Annotated in this window: 22 protein-coding genes and 1 tRNA gene; 4 read left to right on the top strand and 19 right to left on the bottom strand. The window is 63.0% G+C overall.

Going from position 1 to position 22,820, the window contains the following annotated elements:
- The 3 genes from AC07OK_RS20780 to AC07OK_RS20770 all read right to left on the bottom strand — a co-directional run bounded on the left by AC07OK_RS20780 (position 1) and on the right by AC07OK_RS20770 (position 2,462).
- On the bottom strand, positions 1 to 1,245 hold the full coding sequence (locus AC07OK_RS20780; protein ID WP_494692068.1) for an efflux RND transporter periplasmic adaptor subunit: 1,245 nt from the start codon (positions 1,243 to 1,245) through the stop codon (positions 1 to 3).
- A 144-nt stretch (positions 1,246 to 1,389) separates the two neighbouring features.
- Positions 1,390 to 2,256, bottom strand: coding sequence for an alpha/beta hydrolase (locus AC07OK_RS20775; protein ID WP_494692067.1), 867 nt, complete (start codon positions 2,254 to 2,256; stop codon positions 1,390 to 1,392).
- A complete protein-coding gene (locus AC07OK_RS20770; protein ID WP_494692066.1) occupies positions 2,253 to 2,462 on the bottom strand; it encodes a hypothetical protein in 210 nt (69 codons plus the stop codon). Before AC07OK_RS20770 ends, AC07OK_RS20775 begins: the two co-directional genes overlap by 4 nt.
- Positions 2,463 to 2,587: 125 nt before the next feature.
- On the opposite strand from AC07OK_RS20770, the gene AC07OK_RS20765 reads away from it, so the two are divergent.
- Positions 2,588 to 3,544, top strand: coding sequence for a LysR family transcriptional regulator (locus AC07OK_RS20765; protein WP_494692065.1), 957 nt, complete (start codon positions 2,588 to 2,590; stop codon positions 3,542 to 3,544).
- Complete coding sequence (locus AC07OK_RS20760) at positions 3,541 to 4,512, top strand: D-2-hydroxyacid dehydrogenase (protein ID WP_494692064.1); 972 nt, start codon at positions 3,541 to 3,543, stop codon at positions 4,510 to 4,512. The genes AC07OK_RS20765 and AC07OK_RS20760 overlap by 4 nt, the downstream gene beginning before the upstream one ends.
- Before the next feature lie 3 nt (positions 4,513 to 4,515).
- On the opposite strand, the gene AC07OK_RS20755 is transcribed toward AC07OK_RS20760, so the two are convergent.
- Positions 4,516 to 5,202, bottom strand: a complete 687-nt coding sequence (locus AC07OK_RS20755) for an SDR family NAD(P)-dependent oxidoreductase (RefSeq protein WP_494692063.1) — start codon at positions 5,200 to 5,202, stop codon at positions 4,516 to 4,518.
- Between the two features lie 489 nt (positions 5,203 to 5,691).
- Between AC07OK_RS20755 and AC07OK_RS20750 the strand changes: the two genes are divergently transcribed.
- The gene (locus AC07OK_RS20750; RefSeq protein WP_494692062.1) at positions 5,692 to 8,355 is read left to right on the top strand and encodes a hypothetical protein; all 2,664 of its coding nucleotides are present in this window, start codon (positions 5,692 to 5,694) and stop codon (positions 8,353 to 8,355) included.
- Positions 8,356 to 8,405: 50 nt separating this feature from the next.
- On the opposite strand, the gene AC07OK_RS20745 is transcribed toward AC07OK_RS20750, so the two are convergent.
- The 13 genes from AC07OK_RS20745 to AC07OK_RS20685 form a co-directional block, all read right to left on the bottom strand.
- Positions 8,406 to 9,641, bottom strand: a complete 1,236-nt coding sequence (locus AC07OK_RS20745; RefSeq protein WP_494692061.1) for a hypothetical protein — start codon at positions 9,639 to 9,641, stop codon at positions 8,406 to 8,408.
- Entirely contained in the window at positions 9,638 to 10,372 is a 735-nt protein-coding gene (locus AC07OK_RS20740) for an outer membrane lipoprotein-sorting protein (RefSeq protein WP_494692060.1), read from the bottom strand. The genes AC07OK_RS20745 and AC07OK_RS20740 overlap by 4 nt, the downstream gene beginning before the upstream one ends.
- Before the next feature lie 9 nt (positions 10,373 to 10,381).
- Positions 10,382 to 11,614, bottom strand: a complete 1,233-nt coding sequence (locus AC07OK_RS20735; RefSeq protein ID WP_494692059.1) for an ABC transporter permease — start codon at positions 11,612 to 11,614, stop codon at positions 10,382 to 10,384.
- A complete protein-coding gene (locus AC07OK_RS20730; protein WP_494692058.1) occupies positions 11,611 to 12,285 on the bottom strand; it encodes an ABC transporter ATP-binding protein in 675 nt (224 codons plus the stop codon). Before AC07OK_RS20730 ends, AC07OK_RS20735 begins: the two co-directional genes overlap by 4 nt.
- Positions 12,285 to 12,812, bottom strand: a complete 528-nt coding sequence (locus AC07OK_RS20725; protein WP_494692057.1) for a DUF2141 domain-containing protein — start codon at positions 12,810 to 12,812, stop codon at positions 12,285 to 12,287. Before AC07OK_RS20725 ends, AC07OK_RS20730 begins: the two co-directional genes overlap by 1 nt.
- A gap of 15 nt (positions 12,813 to 12,827) precedes the next feature.
- On the bottom strand, positions 12,828 to 13,940 hold the full coding sequence (locus AC07OK_RS20720; protein WP_494692056.1) for an ABC transporter permease: 1,113 nt from the start codon (positions 13,938 to 13,940) through the stop codon (positions 12,828 to 12,830).
- Entirely contained in the window at positions 13,937 to 16,288 is a 2,352-nt protein-coding gene (locus AC07OK_RS20715) for an ATP-binding cassette domain-containing protein (RefSeq protein ID WP_494692055.1), read from the bottom strand. Before AC07OK_RS20715 ends, AC07OK_RS20720 begins: the two co-directional genes overlap by 4 nt.
- On the bottom strand, positions 16,285 to 17,133 hold the full coding sequence (locus AC07OK_RS20710) for a SagB/ThcOx family dehydrogenase (protein WP_494692054.1): 849 nt from the start codon (positions 17,131 to 17,133) through the stop codon (positions 16,285 to 16,287). The genes AC07OK_RS20715 and AC07OK_RS20710 overlap by 4 nt, the downstream gene beginning before the upstream one ends.
- A gap of 12 nt (positions 17,134 to 17,145) precedes the next feature.
- Positions 17,146 to 18,477 carry a YcaO-like family protein gene (locus tag AC07OK_RS20705; RefSeq protein ID WP_494692053.1) on the bottom strand — a complete coding sequence of 444 codons (1,332 nt, stop codon included), beginning with the start codon at positions 18,475 to 18,477 and terminating at the stop codon, positions 17,146 to 17,148.
- 3 nt (positions 18,478 to 18,480) lie between these two features.
- The gene (locus tag AC07OK_RS20700; protein WP_494692052.1) at positions 18,481 to 19,464 is read right to left on the bottom strand and encodes a TOMM precursor leader peptide-binding protein; all 984 of its coding nucleotides are present in this window, start codon (positions 19,462 to 19,464) and stop codon (positions 18,481 to 18,483) included.
- A 92-nt stretch (positions 19,465 to 19,556) separates the two neighbouring features.
- Positions 19,557 to 19,694, bottom strand: coding sequence for a hypothetical protein (locus AC07OK_RS20695; protein ID WP_158567992.1), 138 nt, complete (start codon positions 19,692 to 19,694; stop codon positions 19,557 to 19,559).
- Positions 19,695 to 19,852: 158 nt separating this feature from the next.
- Positions 19,853 to 20,731: a class I SAM-dependent methyltransferase gene (locus AC07OK_RS20690; protein WP_494692051.1), complete on the bottom strand. Its 879-nt coding sequence runs from the start codon at positions 20,729 to 20,731 to the stop codon at positions 19,853 to 19,855.
- Positions 20,728 to 21,876, bottom strand: coding sequence for an alpha-hydroxy acid oxidase (locus AC07OK_RS20685; RefSeq protein ID WP_494692050.1), 1,149 nt, complete (start codon positions 21,874 to 21,876; stop codon positions 20,728 to 20,730). Before AC07OK_RS20685 ends, AC07OK_RS20690 begins: the two co-directional genes overlap by 4 nt.
- Positions 21,877 to 21,960: 84 nt before the next feature.
- On the opposite strand from AC07OK_RS20685, the gene AC07OK_RS20680 reads away from it, so the two are divergent.
- Positions 21,961 to 22,161: an entry exclusion lipoprotein TrbK gene (locus AC07OK_RS20680; RefSeq protein ID WP_494692049.1), complete on the top strand. Its 201-nt coding sequence runs from the start codon at positions 21,961 to 21,963 to the stop codon at positions 22,159 to 22,161.
- A gap of 47 nt (positions 22,162 to 22,208) precedes the next feature.
- Here the strand turns inward: AC07OK_RS20680 and AC07OK_RS20675 are convergent.
- Positions 22,209 to 22,285 (bottom strand) — tRNA-Arg (locus AC07OK_RS20675).
- A 70-nt stretch (positions 22,286 to 22,355) separates the two neighbouring features.
- Positions 22,356 to 22,607, bottom strand: a complete 252-nt coding sequence (locus AC07OK_RS20670) for a hypothetical protein (RefSeq protein ID WP_494692048.1) — start codon at positions 22,605 to 22,607, stop codon at positions 22,356 to 22,358.
- Between the last annotated feature and the right edge of the window lie 213 nt (positions 22,608 to 22,820).

Below are 22,820 nucleotides of genomic sequence, written 5' to 3'. Positions count from 1 at the left end.
TTATTCCTTGGAAGTGCCGGTCTTCGCAACGACCGCGGCTACTTTTTCATCTTTTTTGACTTCAGGTTTCGCCACGTTGGCGGCCAGCGGATCGGAATCCATGGCGACCACGGTCGGCGTGATCGGCGCGCCGGGACGTACCCGCTGCAGGCCGTTGACGACGATTTTCTCGCCGGCTTTCAAACCGTCGCGCACCACGCGCAGGCCGTCGATCGCAGGTCCCAGGGTCACAGGGCGGTACTCGGCCTTGTTGTCCTTGTCGACCACGAACACGAACTTGCGGTCCTGGTCGGTGCTGATGGCGCGGTCGTTGATCATCAGCGCCGACTTGGCGCCGGTGGAACCGGCCAGCTGCACGCGGGCGAACAGGCCAGGCACCAGCATGCCGTCGGTGTTGGTGAAGGTGGCGCGCATGCGCACCGAACCGCTGCGTGGATCGAGCTGGTTGTCGACGAATTCCAGCTTGCCCTCGTGCGGGAAGCCGGTTTCATTGGCCAGGCCGATCTTGACGGTGGCCGGCTTGCCCTGGTGGGCGGCGGCGCCAACGCGCAGATAGGTCTCTTCGTCGCCGTCGAAGGAGGCGTAGATGCGCTCCAGCGAGACCACGGAAGTCAATACCGCCGAAGCGTCGACCAGGTTGCCGAGCGTGATTTCCGCTTTCGACACACGGCCGTTGATCGGCGACGTCACCTGGGTGTAGCTCAGGTTCAGTTTGGCCGCTTCGTACTGCGCTTGCGCGGCGCGGGTGTCGGCGTCCAGCTGTTTCAGGCTCGAGGCCAGGGCGTCGTATTCGCGCTGGGCGATGGCTTTGTCGGCCAGCAGTTTCTCGGCGCGGGCCAGCTCCAGCTTGGCCAGGTCGGCCTTGGCGCGGGCCGAACCGGCTGCCGCTTCGGCGCGGTTGGCTTCCGCCTGGAACGGACGTGGATCGATGACGAACAACACTTCGCCCTTCTTCACTTCGCTGCCCGGCTTGAAGTTGATGGCGGTGATGAAGCCACCGACGCGCGGACGAATCTGCACTTGCTCGATCGCTTCCAGGCGGCCCGAGAACTCCTGGGTCTCGGTGATGGTTTTCTCGACGACCACTGCGGCCGAAATCGGAGGACCGCCGGCTGCTGCCGGTGCTTCAGCCGTCTTGCCGGTAGCGTCTTCGCAACCGGAGAGGCCCAAAGCGGCCAGTCCCGCCAGCGCCATAGCGGCGGCCAGCGGCCGGGCTACGACGGTGAGTTGTTTAATGGTTTTCATGTTTATTCCCTTTTATATGAAAATAATTAATAGAAATGGCGGCACCGGTTGCCCTCAACGAATTGCGAGAAAACACGGTACTAGCGCCCCTCCGGCAAGCCAGTGGGGACGTGATTGCAGATACTGCTTAAAGGTTGGGGAACCCTATTCGGCTGGCGGTGTCTCGGACCGTTCCAGGCCAGCGATGAAACTGGCGATTTCTCCCAGCGCGTAACACTTGCACGCGCATTCGTTGCGCGCCCCGGCTTCGTTCAGGGGCGACGGTGGCATTCGATTGACGGTGGTCTTGACGCCGCAGGCGATCAATTTGGCACCGTATTGTTCCGCTTCATCCCGCAGCGGGTCGTCTTCGGCCGACAGGATCAGTGCCGGCGGCAGGTTCTTCAAACGGCTCGACTGCAAGGGCGAGGCGTAGGGGTGGGTACGATCGGCGGCGTTCGGCAGGTAGCCGCGGTAGGCCGCCGCGCAGGCGTCGGCCACGTCCAGCAGCTCCGGCGCGTCCTGCATCTCGCGCATCGAGCAGGTGCTCAGGCCCGGATCGAGCATGGGCATGACCAGCACCTGGCCGGCCAGCGCCGGGCCGCCACGGTCGCGCGACATCAGCGCGCAGACGGCCGCCAGGTTGGCGCCGGCTTCAATACCCGCCACCACCAGGCGCTTGCCGGTCCAAGCCAGTTTGGCCTTGTTCTTCTTGGCCCAGATCAGCACCGCGTGGGCGTCTTCGACGGCGGCCGGGAAAGGCTGCACCGTCGCCAGCGTGTAGGCCGTGGCCAGTACCGCGCTGCCCTGGTTGTCGTCGGCCATGTGGCGCAGAAAGATGTCGGCGTCTTCCAGGTCGCCGCCAGTGAAGCCGCCGGCGTGGAAGAACACGATCAGCGTGTCGCGCTTGATGGCGGCCTCGCCGCTGGTGTACAGGCGGGCGGCCAAGGGGCCTTCCGCGCCGCGCACTTCCAGGGAGCGGACCTTGATCAGCTCCGACAGCTGCGGCAATGGCTCGACGGCTGCGCTCATCGCTGCACCGTATCCGATGGGCTGGACAACATCGCGGTGTCGGCGCAGGCGATGGTTTCGCCGGCGGCCGCCTCGGTCAGGGCACGAACGCCGGTCGCTTCGGCCTTGGCCGCCTGCGAGTAGGCATCGGTATAGACCACGCTTGCCAGGGCGACCGAAGTCAGCGCCAGTGCGAGCGTTGCAAAAATTCCATTCCGATATTTCATGTTGACCCCCTTTCCTTCCAAGTACTTTCTTTGTGCAGTACAGCAATCATAAACTTGATCTACAATCTGATAAATACTGCAATGTCGAATTGATTGTTCAGAATTCCGAACAATGGGATGAAAAGATGAATAAACTGCAAGCAATGGAAGTATTCGTCCAGGTGGTCGACGCCGGCGGCTTCACGCGCGCGGCCGACAATATGCAGCTGCCCAAGGCCACCGTCTCGACGCTGATCCAGGCGCTGGAGGCCGCGCTGTCGGTCAAGCTGCTGCACCGGACCACGCGCCAGGTCAGCGTGACAGCCGACGGCGCCGCCTATTATGAGCGCTGCCTGCGCATCTTGTCGGACGTGCGCGAGGCCGAGGAATCGCTGTCGCGCACGCGGCTCAGCCCCAGCGGACGGCTGCGGGTGGACGCGCCCACCGGCCTGGCCAGCGACGTGCTGATCCCCGCCCTGCCCGACTTCTTCACGCGCTACCCGGACATCCAGCTGGAGCTGGGCTGCAGCGACCGCACCATCGACCTGATCGAGGAAGGCGTGGACTGCGCGGTGCGCGGCGGGGTGCTGGGCGATTCCAACCTGATCGCGCGGCGGGTGGGCATCCTGCAGTTCGTCACCTGCGCCACGCCGGATTACCTGGACCGCTACGGCCGGCCCAAGCACCCCGATGAACTGATGCGCCATCGCTGCGTGAACTATTTTTCCTCCCGCACCGGCAAGCTGTTCGACTGGGACTTCTCGCGCGACGGCCACCGGATACAGGTCGCCCTGCCCGGTCACATCGCCGTCAACGACACCAACGCCTACATCGCGGCCGGCCTGGCGGGACTGGGCATCCTGCAGATGCCGAACTTTATGCTGGAGCCCATGCTCAAGGACGGCCGCTTCGAACAGCTGCTGGCCGACTGGAGCACCGATCCGCTGCCGATCCACGTGGTCTATCCGCAGAACCGCCACCTGTCGGCCAAGGTGCGGGTGTTTGTCGAATGGGTCGCCGAGCTGTTTTCCAACCATCCGGGCATGCGCCTGCCGAAAGCCCCGCCGCCGGCGCGCCCGATTCCATTTGAGGTTGCACTATGACTGATATCCACCGTATCGTTTTCCTCGACCGCGACAGCGTGATCGCCAATATCCGCAAGCCTTCGTTCGCGCATGAGTGGACCGAGTATCCGGCCACCGCCGCGGCCGACGCCATGCAGCGCCTGCGCGACGCGCGCGCCACCATCGCCATCACCAACAAGGTGCCCTTGCGCGCGGCCGACCTGGCGCAGCTGCCGGACCTGAAGATGATCGCGGTGGCCGCCACCGGCACCGACATCGTCGACCTGGCGGCCGCCCGCGAGCGCGGCATCGTGGTCTCCAACATCCGCAACTACGCGGTGCACACGCTGCCCGAGCACACCTTCGCATTGATATTGGCGCTGCGCCGCCAGCTGGTGGCCTACCGCGCCGATATCGAGGCGGGACTGTGGCAGAAGTCGGACCGTTTCTGCCTGTTCGGCCATCCGATTTCCGACCTAGCGGGCAGCCGACTGGGCCTGTTCGGCTACGGCGCGCTGGGACGTTCGGTGGCGCAGATCGCCCGTGCGTTCGGCATGGAGGTGATCGTGCATACGCGCTCGCCGCTGCCGGACGCCAAGGCCGACGGCGTGCGCGAAGCGGGCTTCGACGAAGTACTGGAAACCTCGGACATCATCAGCCTGCACCTGCCGCTGAATGACAAGACGCGCAATATGATCAGCACCAAAGAGCTGATCCGCATGAAGCGCAGCGCCCTGCTGATCAACACCGCGCGCGGTGGACTGGTGGATGAAACCGCGCTGGCCGATGCGCTGCGCAGCGGCGTGATCGCCGGCGCCGGCTTCGACGTGCTGGTGAAGGAGCCGCCGCCGGAGGACAACGTGCTGCTCAATCTGCGGCTGCCCAATTTCATCCTGACGCCGCATTCGGCCTGGGCGAGTACGCAGGCGATGCAGGTGCTGGTGGATCAGCTGATCGACAACGTCGAGGCGTGGGTGGCGGGCGCGCCCAGGAACGTGGTTGGCTGACAGCTATCGATAATTAGTGCCGTTGTTCATATCGATAACGTCACCGTTAATGAACGCCGGTGCGTCGGTGGCAAGCCAGCTGACCGTTTCCGCAACCTCCTCCGCCAGGCAGAACCGCTGGCTAATGGTCGCGGCCTTCAAGCGGTCCTTTCTGTCTTGCGGAATGTTTTTCATCATGTCCGTTTCGACGGGACCCGGCGCGACCGAGTTAGCAATCACGCCACTAGCGCCGTAGGTTCGTGCGAGCGAACGCATGGCATTCATGAGCCCCGCTTTTGAAATGCCATACCAGATGTCCGGATGACCGATTTCGCCTGCAATCGAACCCATACTGACGATGCGACCGCCTCCCTTCCTCGCCATCCGTTCCGCCATATGAACACTCAGCCGCACGGCGGAGATCAGGTTCATGTTGAGCATATGGAGAATTGCCTCGCTGTCGTAATCGCTTGCAGTCTTCGCGTTCATCATTCCCGCGTTGTTGATGAAGACGTCTGGCGTCCCGATCTCCGCTACAATCTGCAGCGACTGCTCATAGTCAGAAACGTCCGCTGTCCACGAGGTTAATCCATCCATGACGGCAGAGACGCCGGAGCGGGACAAGACGTGCACTTCAAATCCCTTGTTCAAAAGCTTCTTCGATATTTCGAGCCCGATACCTCGGTTGCCGCCAGTAATAATTGCTTTCATTTTTATCCACAGTCATTTAGTTGCTAAAAATAATAGAGTATATTATGTAAATATTTAATACAAGCCTGCCTTAAAACAGTCGGAGCACCTTAACGTGCCGCTCAATCTGCAGCTGAAAAATTTTGTCCTGACGCCACGTTCAGCTTGGGGACAGCTTGCAGGCGATGCAGGCGCTGGTTGTTCAGTTGATCAGTAACCTCGAGACGGGTAGCTGGAGCGCAGCAGAACCTGGTTGTTTAATAAGTGCCTGCGCTGACTGGGTAGCTTATAAAGTTTTCCGAAGCGATATATCGGAGTGCAGTGCGAATAGGGATAGAAATGGGACCAGGCTCAGCCTTATTTCAATGCACGGACCACTCATCGTTTATGCTGTCCACCCAATCAGCTTGCCAATTTTAGATACTTTTTATACAACACCATAGTACAATGCCGCAACTCTTGGCCTGCTTACGCTATTTGCAGTCTTCCCCAATCCCAGCGAATGTGTACATGAGATCCAAATCACAAACGATGTTACAACGCATACAATTTCAGCTACCGCCCCTTAGCGCAGTGCTTCGATCACCCGTTGCGGCACTGATCGTCAGCGCGACGTTTCTACTAGGCGGCTGCGGTGGCGGTGGCGGCGGCGGCGGAAGTGCCCCGGTTATGCCCGTTGAAACGGCCACGTTTTCGGTAAGTGGAACCGTCTCGGGACTCGTGGCCGGCACGTCAGTGAGCATAGTAGTCAACGGTGGGGCGCCTTTTCAACTTGGCGCCAATGGCGGATTTACGCTTCCGCAGAAATTTCAGATGAACGCAGCATATTCGGTTTCTATCGGAGCACAGCCAGCAGGACTGATTTGTTCGATTTTAAACGGTAGCGCTACGGTCAACAGCAACGTGACTAATCTGCTTGTCAACTGCCTTACGCCTCCTCCGCCAGAAACCAAACTGACGATCGGCGGTAGTATTTCTGGAATGACCGCCGGCGCACAGATCGGACTACTGAACAATGGGGTTGGCCTGATTAACGTGAATGCCAATGCCGCATTCTCATTTGCCTCAACATCCGGAGCTCCGTACTCCATATCCATCGCAAACAATCCCGCTGGACAGCTATGCGGAGTCACCAATTCCACCGGAGTTGCCACGACAAGTCAGTCGGATATCGCCATTACTTGCCGTACTGCACAACTCTCGATCGTGACCGGTTCGGGAGGAGGACCGGGGCGCTCCGATGGCACCGGCACAAACGCCAGGTTTAACCGTCCACAAGGCAATGCAATCGACTCGGCCGGTAATGTCTACGTGGCGGACTGGTATAACCAGATCATCCGAAAAATCACGCCTGCAGGTATTGTGACTACCTTAGCCGGCACTTATGGGGTAACTGGCGCAACTGACGGCACGGGTGCCGCTGCACAGTTTTGCCACCCCCTTGCGCTCGCAATCGACAAATCCGGCTTTTTGTATGTGACAGACAGTTGCAACGAAACGATTCGAAAAATATCGCCTTTGGGCGTCGTTTCTACCCTGGCGGGAAAAGCTGGGGAAGTCGGCTCTGCGGACGGCACGGGTGCCCAGGCGCGTTTCGGCATGTTGTCTGGCATCTCCATTGATGCCTCCGGAACTCTATACGTCTCGGACTTCGGCAACAGCACGATACGTAAGGTATCGCCTGACGGTGTAGTGACCACTTTCGCCGGTCGTGCTGGGGTCTCCGGTTACGCTGATGGCACTAGTAGCGCCGCCATGTTTTTCGGCCCCAACGGTATTGCCATTGACGGCCAAGGCATTGTTTATGTTACGGACAGCTACAATCATCTTGTCAGAAGAATTACTCCGACGGGTACTGTCAGCACGCTGGCAGGAACATTGCGCACGCGCGGCAACCTGGACGGACAGGGTTCTGCCGCGGCCTTCAGCCTTGCCACACCTCAAACCGACGATCTCGGCATGCCACCGCTGTCGGGACTGGCGGTCAACGGCGCCGGAACTTTGTTCCTGACCGATTACTTTAACAATACCGTCCGTACTGTTTCTCCAAGCGGTTTAGTCACGACCGTCGTTGGTGGATCATTAGGTTACCTAGATGGTCAGGGGACTGCGGCAAGGCTCAGGACGCCTAGCGGAATCTCCGCCGACGCCGCTGGAAACATCTATGTGTCTGAGGACAGCAACTGGACTGTCCGCAAGATTTCTCCGTCAATGCTGACATCCACACTAGCGGGTCGGCCGTTGATCCAAGGCTCGACGGATGGCGCAAAAGGTTCCGCATCGTTTCACTCACTTTCTTCCGTGGCGGCGGATGCCGCTGGTAATCTTTACGTTGCCGATTCAAACAACAATGTTGTCCGCAAAGTGTCGAAGTCTGGCGTAACAACGACCTTTGCCGGAACGGCTGGCATGATAGGTACCACAGATGGCATGGGAGCCGATGCCCGGTTTTACAGCCCTAGCGGTATTGCTGTCGATGGCGCAGGAACGGTTTACGTGTCTGACTCCCAAGCCAACACCATCCGAAAAATCACTCCTGATGGTTTGGTCTCCACGTTGGCAGGCGACTCCTTCTCACTGGCCGCTTATGCCGACGGCGTCGGTAAGGAGGCAAAGTTTTTTGTGCCAATGGGGTTGGCAGTCGATGCCAAAGGCAATGTATATGTCGCCGATGAATTTAATAGCGCCGTTCGCAAAATAACCCCCGCTGGTGTGGTCACCACAATAGGAGACGGCAGAACAGCAACCGGCGCTAACGGTGTGGCTGTGGATGCCGCCGGAAATGTCTACTTCTCCAGCGCCACACACGCTCATATTAAAAAAATTAGAACAGACGGTACGGTGACAGTCTTGGCTGGATCAGCTAACATGAATCAGCAAGAAAGTGGATCGGCAGATGGCCTAGGTACCGCCGCCCGTTTTTCCTTCCCAGCCAGCATTGCGGTGGATGCCAAGGGAAATGTATATGTAGCAGATAGCGGGAACTGCACGATTCGAATGGTTACGTCAATTGGCGCCGTATCGACGCTGGCCGGGGTTCAGGGTCGATGCGAAGTGCACGAAGGCCCGTTGCCGGCCCTTCTACCGCCATTGGTAGGTCTTACCCTGACGCCGGATGGACAGCAGATGATCATATCCGGGAACAACGCTATTTTGCAAATCTCGGGCTTCTGACCGAATTATTAACTGTGTGCGCAATACTAGAAAAAGTATTCATAAAAGAGCTAAAACAGGCGGCGCACCCTGATGGCGACCGTACTGCCCAATGGCGACAGGCCTCGTTCGGAGCGGGTGTCTCCTGTTTGGTGCAGCGCAGACAGCATCAGCGTGGTGCGCTGCGAGTAATGATAGTCGGCCATGCCGTGCCAGACAGCGCTGCTGTCGTCCCGGCCGGCATAGAGACCGCCGCCCAGTTCCCAGTCGCCCACTGTTTGGGACAACGACACGCTGACATAACGCCAACGCGCGCCCTGGCTGACCAGCATCTGCGCCGCCTGCGCCTGCAGGCCCTTGCGCGCGGCACCTGGCAGCGGCAACGATTGATTGCGATCGATCAGCGCCAGCCAGCGGTCAAACTGGCTGTCGGACATGCCGCGTCCATCATAGGCATATTCAAGCTGGAGTTTCGGCAGGTCCGGCAAGGTGTAAGTCAAGCCGACCGTCGCGCGCTGGTAGCGCCGGCCGTCGTCGCTGCGCAGGAAGGCTGGCGTGGCGTCGCCGCCGCCGGAAAGCACCGCGCCCGCGATGGGGCGTTGCGTACCGCGTGCACTGTAAGCCGATCCATACCACGACAGCTGCTCTCCCACTGCCCCGCTCAGCGTTGCACCAATGCCGTTGGATTCCCCGCTGGCGCGGCGCAGCAGCACGCTGGCGCTCAGGTGCTCAAACTCGTAACCAATTTTGATGATGGATTGTTCGACGCCGCGGTTATAACCATCCGCGTGCCGCGCCGCGTCCTTGCTGTAGATCGCCGTCAGGCTGGCCTGGGAACCGGTCCAGCCCAGCACCGCCATCGGCAAGCCTTCGGACTGCCCCAGTTCATCCAGCGGATCGCTCAGGTCCGTGCGCTTCTGCAGGAAGCCCAGCGGCTGGTTGACGAAGGATGGATCGAGCGCATGCAAGCGTTTTCCAAGCGATAGCGTTACCGCCGGAGTCAATTGAAATACGCGATTCAGTTCCTGAAGCGTCGCGGACGAAGCGCCACGCTGTCCATCGATGTCGCTGCGCCGGGCTTCGAAACGCGCGCGCCAGGTCAGGTCATGGAAGCGGCCTTCGAGCAGCCCCGCCAGCGTCGTTTTATTTGTTGGTATCGCCAGAAAATTATCGACGTTGAGCGGAGTCGCCTGCAAGCGCGTGGCTTCCTGGCTGGCCAACGCGAAGCCGCCTAGCCAATCGTCATCTGCCTGCGCGCCGCCGCACAACATGAACCCCGCCATCAATGCCGGCCAGCGCACACTCATTGTTCCAGGCTACGCGGGTTGAAGGTGCTGGCGGAGAATTCCACCGCCTTGATCTTCTCGTACACCACGCGCGTTTGCTCGGCCGGCAGTTGTGGATCGAAATAGCGTGTGACCGGCGGCAGGCCGCCCGTAGCCGCGTCGAACTCCGCAACCTTCAGCAGCTTGCCGCTGGCGACATACAGCATCGCCTTCTGCGGCACGTACTGGCCGCGCTGCTTCGTCACCAACAGCGTAATGCGCGTATAGGTCGCCGCTTCGTTCTTGCTGCTTAGCGCCAGCGCGATGCAGTCGCCCGTGCAGGACGCGGGAGGCGTTTCCATCGTCACGACGTCATAATCGTTCGTGAAGCTGATCCGCGCCAGGTCGCCGATCGACGCCTTGCCGCGCAGCGTTTGCAGCGGTGTCAGACGGATAGCGCGGCGGGTGCGGGGCGCGTAGAAAAAGATGCCGGCATCGGTGGTCAGGAACTTTTGGCCGCGCTGGTCGATGCTGGTCGCCTCCACCAGCACCTGATTGTGATTCGCGCCACGTATCACGTAGGTGCCAGGCTCCTGCTCCTGGCCGCCCTGCACCGGCACAATGCGCACCGCCGCCTCGAAACTGTCGAACGGCATGCGGTAGCGGTCCACCTGCCGCAGAATCTCCTGCGCCGACGGCGCGGCCATCGCCGGACCGGCGACCAGGATGGCGCAGCTCACAAGCCAGCGGATACGGTCAAATTGAAATGGCATGGAGCTGGCTCACTGTATGGAAAGGGATGACATGATCGGCATGCGACCGATGCGACGGCTGATCACCCATGCAGCCAGCATCGCCACCAGCGGCAAGGCGCAGATAATGGCGGCGCTGTACGACGGCACCCACAGCATTTGCAGCAGCACGCCGGCGTTGCGGCCGGGCGGCGGCGCAAGTTCGATATGTGCGGCGTTGATCAACAGGATGGCGCCAAACGCCAGCAGCGCGCCGGCGCACGCGCCAAACACGCCTTGCAACATGCCCTCCATGACGAACAAACGCCGCACCTGCGCGTGGCCTATGCCCATCGCGCGCATGGTGCCGATCTCCCTGCCCCGCTCATAGATGGTGGTCAGCGTCATCGCCGCCACACCGAGGAAGACGATGATGCAGATCACAACGCCAAACACCAGGAACTGATTGCGGTACAAGGCCAGTACCTGCGAATACAATGGCGCCAGCGCCTGCCAGGTGCGCAGCTCGACATGCGCACCGTCCATGGCCGCACGCAAACGCGCCGATACCGCGTCTGCCTGCGCAGTGTCCTGGTACAGCACGGCGACACTGGATACCTTGGTCGTGCGCAGCAGCTCTTGCGCCGTTTCGAGCGGCATTTGCAGCAGGTACAAATCGGTCTGCGGAACGCCGGTCGCCACCAGACCCGCCACTTCCAGATCCATCGCGTTGACGCTGCCACTGACGGTGGTGGTCATCAGCGTGATCGAATTGCCGGGCTTGACCGACAGGCGCCGCGCCATCTCCTTGCCGATCAGGACTTGATATCGCCCTGCCGGCTTGGCGTTCAGCGGGACGCCGGCAGATAATGCCTGGAAGGCGCCGAACGCCTGGCGCTCGCGGTCCGGCATCACGCCGCTGCCCTCGAAATTGAGCGTGCGTGCGCCGTTCGAAACCAGACCGGCGAACAACAAGCGCGGAACGACGCGACGCACCTGCGGCTCCTGCGCCAACAGCGTTTCAAGCTGCGCCAGCGCCGGCCGATCCAAGCCATATTGCAGCTGCTGTTCGGCGTAGCCGTCAAACTGCCCGGCGCCCGCCAGCTGCGCGTGTCCCAATCCGCTGCGGATCGTGCTCTCGCGCAGGCCATCCAGCGAAGCGGCGATGTATGCCACAAACAGCAGCAGCGCCAGCGTGCCCACGCCTATGGTGCCGCCCAGCAGAAGGGAGCGCCGTCCATTGCGGCGTACGTTGCGCAGCGCGAGCGTCAGCCATTGCATCATGCGACCTGCCTGCCATCCGCCAGCCGCACCACGCTGTGCGCCATGTCCATCACCCGCTGGTCGTGGGTGGCGATAACGAACGTGGTGCCGACCTGGCGATTCAAACTACCGATCAGTTCCAGCAACTGCTGCGCGGTCTTGCCGTCCAGGTTACCGGTCGGCTCGTCGGCGATCACCAGGCTGGGACGATTGACCAGCGCCCGCGCGATGGCGACCCGCTGCTGCTGCCCGCCCGACAGTTCGGACGGTTCGTGCTTGAGGCGATGATCCATGCCGACCATCTGCAGCGCTTCGATGGCGCGGCGGCTACGTTCAGCCGGTGACAGCTTCTGCGGCGCCAGCGCCAGCTCCACGTTCTCCTGCGCCGTCAGCGTGCCGACCAGATTGAATTGCTGGAAAACGAAACCGAGCTTGCGGTTGCGGTACTGGTCCAGCTTCGGTTCCGCGATCTGGTCCAGCCGTTCGCCATCGACGCTGATGCTGCCGCTGTCCGGCCGGTCGAAACGCGCCAGCATGCCGAGCAAGGTACTCTTGCCGCTGCCCGACGGCCCGGCGATGGCCGTCACGCTGGGTTGATCGATGCGAAACGATACCCGGTCCAGCGCCACGATGCGCTCATCGCCGCGCAGATAGTGTTTCGATACCGCGTCTACTTCCAGAATCGCCGCCATCAGTAAACCATGTCGATATCGAACACCGCTTTGCCAGCCTTGACTTCCACCGCCGCATCCTCGAAGGATGGCGGCCCGTACTTGCCCTTGGCGTTGCGCGAGAATGCATAGCCCTCCAGCGGCATGCCGTTGGCCGAGCGGTCGAATTCACCGTTGCCGTTCTCGTCGTGGAACAACATGGCCGCGTACGTGCCGGGCTTGACGCCTTCGAACTTCAAGCTGACGACCGGCGACGCCGCCACCGTCTGCATATACGGGCAGCGCTTGAGAAAGGTCGCCTTGTCACACAGAGCCGCCATGACCATGCCTTTGCTGCCGGCGACACCGGTCAACTTGATGGTGACACTGGCGCCAGCCGCCAGCGACGGCGTTTGCACCGAAGCCGCTTGCGGCGCCCGCGACAACAGCAAAGCCAGCACCACGCCCACACACGCGACAATGCTCATGGTGGCGATTAGCGGAAGGCGGCGCAATTTGCTGCGCGTGTCTTCGTCCCGCTGCAGGTTTGATCGATTTTGTTCGTTCATGTCAGGTCTCATTTTTCAGGAGCGCGGCATCCATGTAAAACGCCGCGCCGACAGCGCCAGGCAGGCTATCAGCATCACCGACAGCAAGGCCACACTGTAGATATCCGTGCTCCACTCCATGCCGCCGGTCAGGCCGCGTCGTATGCTCGACATCATCGCGTTGAGCGGCAAACAATCCAACACCTCGCGGGCCAGCTTGGGCAGACCGCCCAGCGGGACCATGAGATTACCCGAAAACAGCAGCGGGAAATACAGCAGATTGCAGAACATGGTGGCGGCGGCCACGCTGTTGGTCATGGCTGCAATCAGCAATCCCAACGCCAGGAAAGCGCCCGCGCCCAAGGCCAGCATGGCGATGGCGGCGGCTACCTGCATGCCGTCGGCGCTGATGCGTACACCGTAGATCGCCCAGGCGGCGACGAACATCGCCAGGCTGGCCGCCAGCACGATCAACAGCCGCGACACGCACCATGCGGCCACCACGACGCCGGTCGGCATCGGGAACAGCTGGTACATGCGGAACATGCCGCCCTCGCGCGCGGCCACCAGCGGGCCTGCAAATCCCATCAAACTGGTGGACAGTATCACCATGCCGGCCAGGCCGGTGACGAGGAACAGGCGGTAGTCCAGCGTTTGCTCGGCGGCGGGCGGCGGCGGTGGCAGGGCCACACGCGGCGGCGCATTCAGGCCGTTCAGGTTGTAGGCGTCGCTGTAGCCGCGCAGCAGGCCATAGGCGGCATCGAATGCGGCGCCCGCGCCATGGCCGCTGCGCAGCGCCATGTCCGTGGTGCGGCCGGCGGCGACGTTGGCGGCGAAACCGGCCGGTATCGTCAGCACGAAGTCGGCCTGCGCCGCCGCGCCGTCGGCGGGTGTCGTCACGGGAGCGAAATCCACGCTGTGCTGCTGGCGCAGGCCAGACTGCAACTGCCGCAAGTAGGCGCCGCTCTCGGTGCTGCGATCGAGATCGACGATCGCCAGCGACACGGGGCCAAGCTTGACGTCCTGGCCGAACAAGGCCATCTGCATGACCAGCATCAGCAGGGGGAAGGCAAAGGTCCAGAACAGCGCCAGCTTCCCGCGCAAGAACATGGCCAGATCGGCTTTGACCAGATGCAGAAGTATTTTCATGATGACTGCCCCGTTGTGGGCACGATTTGGGTGACGTCGGCGAGGAAGTCCTCGACCGACACGGGCTCCAGGCTGAACGCGCCGATGCGCTGCTGTTCGATAAACTGGCGGAAGGCCTGGTCGAAACCGGCGCCGCCGAACAGTTCCCAGGCGCCGTCGCGTTCACGCGGCGCTTGCACCAGTGCTGGCAGCGCGCGCAGGGCCTGCAACCCCGCCTCCGACAGTTGTTGACGCAGTACGCCTTTGAATTGACCGACTCGTTTTTCCATCAGCGATGCCAGCGTTCCCTCGGCGACGATGCGGCCATCGTCGAGGCAGCAGATGCGGTCCATGCCCAGCAAATCGGACGGCGCGTGCGAGATCACCAGCAGCGTCACCGGCAAGGCGGCCAGCAGCTCGCGCAGCGCGCGGGCGAACCATTCGTCCAGTCCCAGCGACGGTTCGTCGAGGATGGCCAGCTCCGGCACATGGGCCAACGCCATCCACAGCATCACGCGCTGTTTCTGGCCGCGCGACAGCTGCTGCCAGTATCGGTCGCGCAGTTCGTCCAGTCCCAGTGCGCGGGTGACTGCGGCGTCGGTGCGGTGATACATGGCCTGGTGCAGCGCCATCATCTCGCGCACCTTGGTCTGGCCCGGCAAGTCGTAGCCTTGCAACAGGCCGCCGATGCGCTGGCGTGTGGCCGCATCGCGTGGATCGCCCAGGTGCAGCGCGACGGTGCCGCGGTCGGGCTGTCGCAATCCCAGCAGCGTTTCCATCAGCATCGATTTGCCGCTGCCGTTACGGCCGATGAAGGCCACGCGTTCGCCGCGCCGCACCGTCAGCGCACCAGGACGCAGCGTGAAGGAGGACGACAGCCGCAGCTCCACGCCGCTCAGTTCCAGCAGCGCCGGTGCGGGCGCCGATGGTGGCGCGTTCAACGGCTGCGCCGCAGCGGGAACAACAACCTCCTCCACCGGCATCTCGACGCCATATTCCAGCAAGACCTGGCGCGCGTGTTCGCGGTAGACCGGGTCCAACATCGCCTGTCGCAGTTTGCTCACACCCAGGTCGCGGTCACCGCCGTATGCGGGCGGCGCGTGCAGCAGCAACGATGCGTGCTGCACCAGCAGATCGGGATCGTTCGGTATCAGCTGCACGGCCTTATTGAAGGCGTTGATCGCCTGCTGGCCGGCGCTGGCGACTTTGATGATGTTGGGCCGGGCCAGCAAAATCATCAGGATCGCGTGCGTGCCGCGCCATAGCCACAGGCGTCCTTGCGGCAGGCATTCCCCGGCCTTGAGCAGCATGTCCAGCTGCGCCAGTTCGTCGGCTGTCGGCGCGGTCGCGAAATTGACCTGCAATAGCGCGCGGTTGATGCGCGCGCCGAGCAGGCTGTCGAGCAGCGCAGGTTCAGCATAGATTTCGTCCGCCTCCAGGGCGGTGATGGCCTCGTCCAGGTCCGCCGGATGCTTGTTGATCCATGCGGTGAACACGGCCTGGCGCGCGCGTTCGATCAGCGCGGCCTGCTCGGCACTTGGTCCGCCGTTGCGGGCGACAGCGGGAAAACTCTGCCCGCTCGCCTCTTCCACCAGACGCACAACCTGGGCTTCCGAGCCGGCCCGCGCCACGGCGGCGAACAGGCGCGTGATGCGTCCCGCCCCGCCCAGCGAGTAAATCGCTTCCAGCAAATCGGCGCCGACGCGGCAGGCGGACTTGTACACCGCCAGATCGCTATCCACGCTTTCGCCGAACATGCTGTCGGCGCTGCGGCTCAACAGCGTGCGCATCGGCGGCAGCAGATCCATGTCCGCCGCCGGCAGCGTGGCGCCCGCGTGACGGCTGGCGAAGAAATGCGCCAGCCCCTCGTCCAGCAGACGCACGCCGCAGGTCAGGAAGCAGTGCGCCACCTCGTGAAACTGCACCGAGCGCAGATCGTCGGGATAGCCGGGCGACAGCGTGGACAGGCGCAGCACGGCCAGTCCGGGGAAGCTCTCCATCGTCAGGTGCAGGTCTCTGCTCTCGGCGCGGCATTGCAGCAGGATGCACGGCGCCGGCAACTCCAGGAAGCTGGCGCAGCAAGCGATCGCCTCTTCAAAATGGGCCTGCAAGGCTGGCGGCAGCGGCTCGGCGCCAAGCGCGAACAGCGATCCGCTCGGGTGCCAGGCCTGCTTGCCCACCACCATATCGAGCAGCAGCGGATAGGCATGGAAGCGTCCACGCAGCGCGAACAGCTGGTCCAGCTCCGCCAGTGCGGCAGCGCGCTCGCCCGCCGCCGCGTGGCGCAGCAGCGCGAACGCGCCCTGCCGCAGGCTGGCTCCAGCCGCAGGTACTGCATCGCCCAGCACACGGATGGCGTTGTCGTTCATGGCTTGGCGCTCTCCTGCTGTGCCTCGCGTCCCAGCAACATGACCGACACCACGGTCTCGGTCACGCCGTCGATATCGAGCAGCGCCGCCAGTTCGTCGTCATAGTAAGCGCCGTAGACCAGCGATCCCATGCCCAGTCCCTGCGCCGCCAGGCACAGGTTCTGCGACGCGTGGCCGGCTTCGAGCAGCGCCATGCGATAGCCACGGGCGCCGTATTTGGCGGTGGCGCGCTGCGGCACGCTGGTCATCACGCACACCAGCGGCGCCTTGATCGACTGCTCGCCGCCGCGTACTTCGGCGCTGCCGAAGGCGTCGCCATCCTGTGGCTTCAACACCCGCAGGCAGTGCTCGCGCGCGTCGTAGTGGGCGATGCATGGTTCGACACCGACAACCTGGTTCAGGAAGAAGTAAAACTCGGTCGGATACAGGCCGCCCGGCGATGGATAGGCGCGGAACGCCAGCTTGACGTGCGGTGCGGCGTCGCTGCTGCGATAGCGGTTCACACGCACCGCGTGGTGCAGCAGGCTCGAAACCTCGCGCAGGCTGAGTTCCGGCGCGAAGCCGCGCGCGCTGGTGCGCCCCGCCATCGCCGCCGCCAGTTCGCCCAGCGCCAGGTCAGGCTCCGGCAGGTCTATCTTCGGACAGGAGGCGAACACATTGTAGCCGGCCGCGCCGCGCGCGATGAAGGCAGGATGCCGCAGGTAGCGGACGATGTTCTTGACCTGGCCCGCCAGCGTGGCGCGATGGAACTTGGTCTGCTCGTGCAGGATCTCGGCCGGGTCGTCGATGTCGAAATCGCCCGCCATGGCCTGCGGCGGCAGCAGTTCTTGCAAACTATGGTTCATGTGAGGTCCGCATCATGGGAAAGGGTGAGGATAGTCATTCGGCGGCGGCACCTCGGCCAGCCCCCAGTGGCGGGCGATCTGGCGCAGGCGGCGCTCGTCGCGGCTCAACATGCCGTCGCCGAACAGCAGCGGATGCAGGCCGGGGATCAGCGAGCGCACCACGCAGAAGCCCAGGCTGGCGATATCCTCCGACGTCACATCCACCGCCAGCGCCGGCAAGCCCATCGCGCGCAGGCGCGCCAGCAAATCGTCCAGCGTGGCCAGTTGATGCAGGGAGGCGTCGCCGCTGTCGATGGTCGCCGCGTTCGTGAACAGGAAATCCATCGCCTGCTGGCGCGACGGCTCCAGGAAATAGGCGAAATGGTCGCCCGGATTGCGGATCGCCGCGCGCTCCGGCAGCGGCGTGCCGGCGCCGAGGATGGAACTCGCCCAGCAATAACCGTGCAGCGCTTCGATCACCGCCTTGTTGATCGCCTGGCCGACGCCCAACTGCGCGCTGGCGCCCAGCGACATGGTGCCGTCGTTGCGGCTGCGCGCCAGGCACAGCACCACCGGCAGGCCGACATCGGTGGTGATGTCCCACAGCCGCACGTCCAGCGACGGATGGTCCAGCGCGCGCCGCACGCCGGGCAGCAGCGCCGCCCGCGCTTCAGGGCCCACTTCCAGCCGGCGCGGCGCGTAGCGCATCTGCCACATCGCCGCAAAGGCGTCGCGTTCGATCACTTCGCATAAGCCGCTCAGGATGGCGCGCTGTTCGTCCATGCCGCACGCCAGGCCGGTCGATGACGATTGAAAGACGATCTCGCACTGGTTCTTCACCTGCATGCCGAGGTAGACCATCTGCGCCGGCACATAGCACTCGCGCTGCGGGTCGCACAGGTCGGTCGCGGCAGCCCAGGCGCGGGTGACGTCCGCATCGGGGGCGGAGAATTCAAAGCCCTCAGCCGCGTACTGCTCCGGCGAGAACAACACAAACTGTTCCAGACCCACGGCCGCCGCGCCCAATTGGGCCTGGCTGGCGTAGTGCAGCTGGTCGTCGAAATGCACGGCGGCCGAGTAGCGCTCGATCGCCTCGCCGAACGCCGCCCACAGGGCCGAGGTGCGGTCGAACGCGGCGCCGGAACCGGCCAGGCTGGCGCGGTCGCTGGTCGGGTTGTTAGGTTTGGCGCGCGACGGATCGATCATCATCGCCTTGACGTCGACCATCAGCGCGTTGAAGACGAAGAGGCCGCGCGCATCGGGATGCTCGGTCTCTTCCAGCAAGGTGGTGATGATGCCGTGGCGGCGGTGCACCAGGGCTTCGTGGATCAGCGCCAGGCGCGCAGCGTCGGAAAGTCGTTCCATGGCTTAGGCCCGGCGACGCAGCAGCGATTGCTGGAACACGGTACCGACCGGCCGCGCCGTGCTGGCGTTGCCACAACACGCGCAACGCGGCAGGCGCAGGATGCGGCTGCGATGGGTCTCGCCGCTCAGGCTATCGATCTCGCTGAACACGCTGTGGTGCAGGTCGTCCAAGGTGCCGCTCAGGTATTGCAGCACCAGGCGCGAGGCCTCGGCCACGCCGAACTGGATCGCCAGCTTGCTCGGCAGCGCGTGGTACAGGATGTTCTCCGGCTTGCTGCGCACGTCGAATTCGGCGACGAACTTGCGCGTGCTGCGCACCCGGTGAAAATAGCATTCGTAGCAGGCGGTCGCCTTGGGCATCACCAGCGGGCCGCATTGCACCGTGCTCCAGTCGATGCCCAGGTACAGGCTGGCCATGCCGCGTTCGACCGCCTTGGCGTTCATCGCGCGGAAGGACGCGAAGTCCTCGAAATCGGAGCACACCAGCAGCAGCGCGCGTTGCTCGCCGATGGCGTCGGCCGGCGGCAATTCGCCATCGCGGCCGATGCGCCGCAGCGGCACGTTCATCTGGGTCAGCGCCTCGGCCAGCGCGTCGGCGCAGGCGCCCTCGCCGGCCAGCACCAGCAGCCAGTTGGCGCGGTCGTAGGCGGCCAATTGGTCGCGCGGGATCAGCGCATCGAGTTCGCGCCGGTGCTGCAGATGCTGATGGGTGGCGTCGCCGCCGACGCGGGCGTCGTCGCGCACCAGCACACGGGCGTTGACCAGCGCCGTTACCGCCGCCTCGACCGCCTCGGGCGGGAAGCTGTCGGCCATCGCCTCGGTCAGCGCGGCCAGTCGCACGCCTTGCCCGGCCTGGTCCAGGATGCTCTTGAGCATACCGACCTTGTCCTCGACCGTGAACCGGCGGCCGACCACGGACATGGCTATCTTGTCCTCGCCCAGCGTGGTGATTTCCGCCAGCGGCGATACGTAAAGTGACTCATTCATTGTGAAGACCTATCGTCAGAACATTCATCCAACCTCCGGAAAGGCGGGACGGCGGAGCAATACGCACCGCCATCCCGCCCACCAGCTGGCAATTAGCAGCAGCAGGAGCAGGAGCAGGTGCAGCAAGAGACGCTGACGTCAGCCAGGGCGCCGCTCATGTCGTCGTGCAGATATTCCGATTCGGTCGAATCGGTAATCGAGATGAAGGTCGTGTCGATCAGGATTTCCATTTCTTTTTCCTATTATGAAGTGAATGAAAGGCGGCCCCCTCATGCGTTTTGCGCATAAGGAGTCGCCGAAATCGAGATTAGCACGCGACGATTGCCGCACAGAAAGGAATGACTTTAAATACAACAGTACTAGAACATTAACTCTAATTCAGGCAAATTCATTTGACATAAGCCCGCATCAGGCGCGTGCCGCCGCCCAGCCGCAGGCCGTCGTTGCGGCTTGCAAGATAGCGCTGGCGCAGCTGGTCGGCGCCGTGGTCGGAGACGTCGCCGAAGCCGAGCGCCCGCAATTCGCAGGCCAGCACCTCGGGCGCGAAGTAGGAAATCCACGGTTCGCCCTCGGCCTCGTACTTCTTGGCGAAGTAGGCCATGCCCATGCGCTCCATGGGGTTGAGCAGCTCCGGCACCACGCCGTAGTCGAACACGATGCCGCTGCCGGGCGCCAGGCCGGCGACGAAGGCCAGCGTGTCGAACACGGCGTCGCTGCTCAGGTACAGGGTCACGCCCAACCAGGAAAAGAACACCGGCTGGTCCAGGCGGCAGCCGGCGGCGGTCAACGCTTCGGCCAGGTCGTCGCGCTCGAAATCGACCGGCACGTAGCTCATCGATGCCGGCGCGGCGACGCCGGCCCGCTCCAGCAAGCCGCGCTTCCAGCGCTGGGTGGCGGGATGGTCGACCTCGAACACGCGCAGCTCGGCCAGCCGATTGCGGTAGGCGTAGGTATCGAGGCCGGCGCCCAGCAACACGTACTGGCGCACGCCATCGCGCAGCGCCTGCGCCAGCTCGTCCTCGGCGAAGCGGCTGCGTACCGCCATCGCGGCGCGCAGCACGCGCACCACGCCGGTGTCGAATTTTTCCGGAGCGGCGCGCACCGTCGCCTCGTGCTCGGGGCCGAGGACGGACAAGGCCAGCGGATCGTCGAACACCAGCGGCGTATCGATCAACTGGTGCGCGGCGCGCAGCATGGCTACCATCAGCGCACTGCGGCTGGCCACGCCCTGCTGCAACAAACCCTTGTCGCTGCTTGCCTGCTTCATTTAAAGCTACCCGGCAGCAGGATGTTTTTATCGACCTTGGTGACGTCGCGCAGGCCGCAGAAGGCCATCGTCAAATCCAGCTCGTTGCGGATGATGTCCAGGCATTTGCTGACGCCCTGCTCGCCCATCGCGCCCAGGCCATACAGGAAGGGGCGGCCGATGTAGACGCCTTTGGCGCCCAGCGCCAGCGCCTTGATCACGTCCTGGCCGGAGCGCACGCCGCCGTCCATGTGGATTTCGATCTGCCCGCCGACCGCGTCGACAATGGCCGGCAGCGCGCCGATCGACGACTGCGCGCCGTCCAGTTGGCGGCCGCCGTGGTTGGAGACGATCAGCGCGTCGGCGCCGCTTTCCACCGCCAGCCGCGCGTCTTCCGCGTCCATGATGCCCTTGATAATCAGCTTGCCGCCCCAGCGCTGCTTGATCCACTCGACGTCTTTCCACGACAGGCTCAGGTCGAACTGCTGGCTGGTCCACGCCGACAGCGACGACATGTCCGACACCGACGAGGCATGGCCGACGATGTTGCCGAAGCTGCGGCGCTGGGTACCCAGCATGCCCAGCACCCAGCGCGGCTTGCTCGCCATGTTGACGATGTTGGCGATGGTGAGCTTGGGCGGCGCCGACAGGCCGTTGCGCAAGTCCTTGTGGCGCTGGCCCAGCACCTGCAAGTCCAAGGTCAGCACCAGCGCCGAGCAGCGCGCGGCCTTGGCGCGGTCGATCAGGCGATTGATGAATTCGCGGTCCTTCATCACGTACAGCTGGAACCAGAAAGGCTTGCTGGTGTTGGCGGCGATGTCTTCGATCGAGCAGATGCTCATGGTCGACAGGGTGAACGGCACGCCGAATTTTTCCGCCGCCCTGGCGGCGAGGATCTCGCCGTCGGCATGCTGCATGCCGGTCAGGCCGGTCGGCGCCAGCGCCACCGGCATCGCCACCTCTTGCCCGACCATGGTGCTTTTCAGCGTGCGGTTTTCCAGGTTGACGGCCACGCGCTGGCGGAATTTGATGGACTGGAAATCGTCGACGTTGGCGCGATAGGTCGATTCGGTCCACGAGCCGGCATCAGCATAATCGTAGAACATGCGCGGCACGCGCTTCTGGGCCAAGACACGCAGGTCTTCGACGGTAGTGATGATGGTCATGCACGCTCCTCCGGGACTATGATCGGACAATCATCGCACGGGGTCCATGTATCATGGAAGTACTATCAAATAAGGAATGATTTTTTGAAATCCAAAACCAACGTCCTCATCACGCTGGCCGCCGCCGCTTTGCTCGGCGTGTTCGGCTACCGCAGCCTTGCCCGGCAGGTGCAGCCGGTGGCCGTCAGCGCCGCGACCTGCACGCCGGACCACATCCGCGGCGTCGGCGACGCGATGCAGCGGTCCATCCTCTCGGCCCAATGCGATAAAGCCTCGCGCAAATAGAAAAAAGGCCTGAAGATCACTCTTCAGGCCTTTCGTCTTACGAATTTTGGTGCGGCTGGCAGGAATTGAACCCACGACCCCTTGGTTCGTAGCCAAGTACTCTATCCAGCTGAGCTACAGCCGCGAAAGACAACATTATAGCAGGGGAAACTCAAATCAAGAAGAGCCGCGGCAACTTTTTTACGGCGCGCTTTTCAGTGGCGCACGCGGGCATATTTTTCCTCGTATTCCCGGCAGCGGATTTCGTAGCTGCCATATTCCACCGCCATCAATACCGCCGTTTCGCGGTCGGCAAAGCCGAGGATTTGCGGCCGCTTCAACGGCGTGGCGTCGTCGGCATGTTTCAGCACGCGGTATTCGGGTAGCCACTGCCCTTCCTTGTTGTAGGCGGAAGCTTCGATCTGGCTTTCCATGAAGGTGAAGCTGGTGGCGTGTGAGGTGGTCATTGTATTCTCCTGGCTGTTTGAGACAGGATAGCGACAATTGCTGAGTTGCATCGTGCGCTGGCGTACACAGACGGTGGCGCAAGGCAGGCGTAAAGAAAAAAGGCCTGAAGATCACTCTTCAGGCCTTTCCACTTACGAATTTTGGTGCGGCTGGCAGGAATTGAACCCACGACCCCTTGGTTCGTAGCCAAGTACTCTATCCAGCTGAGCTAC

The organism is Duganella sp. GW821-FHT07G03 (genome assembly GCF_059418605.1).
The sequence above is the reverse complement of the archived record's forward strand: the minus strand, read 5'-3'. Positions and strand labels throughout refer to the sequence as shown.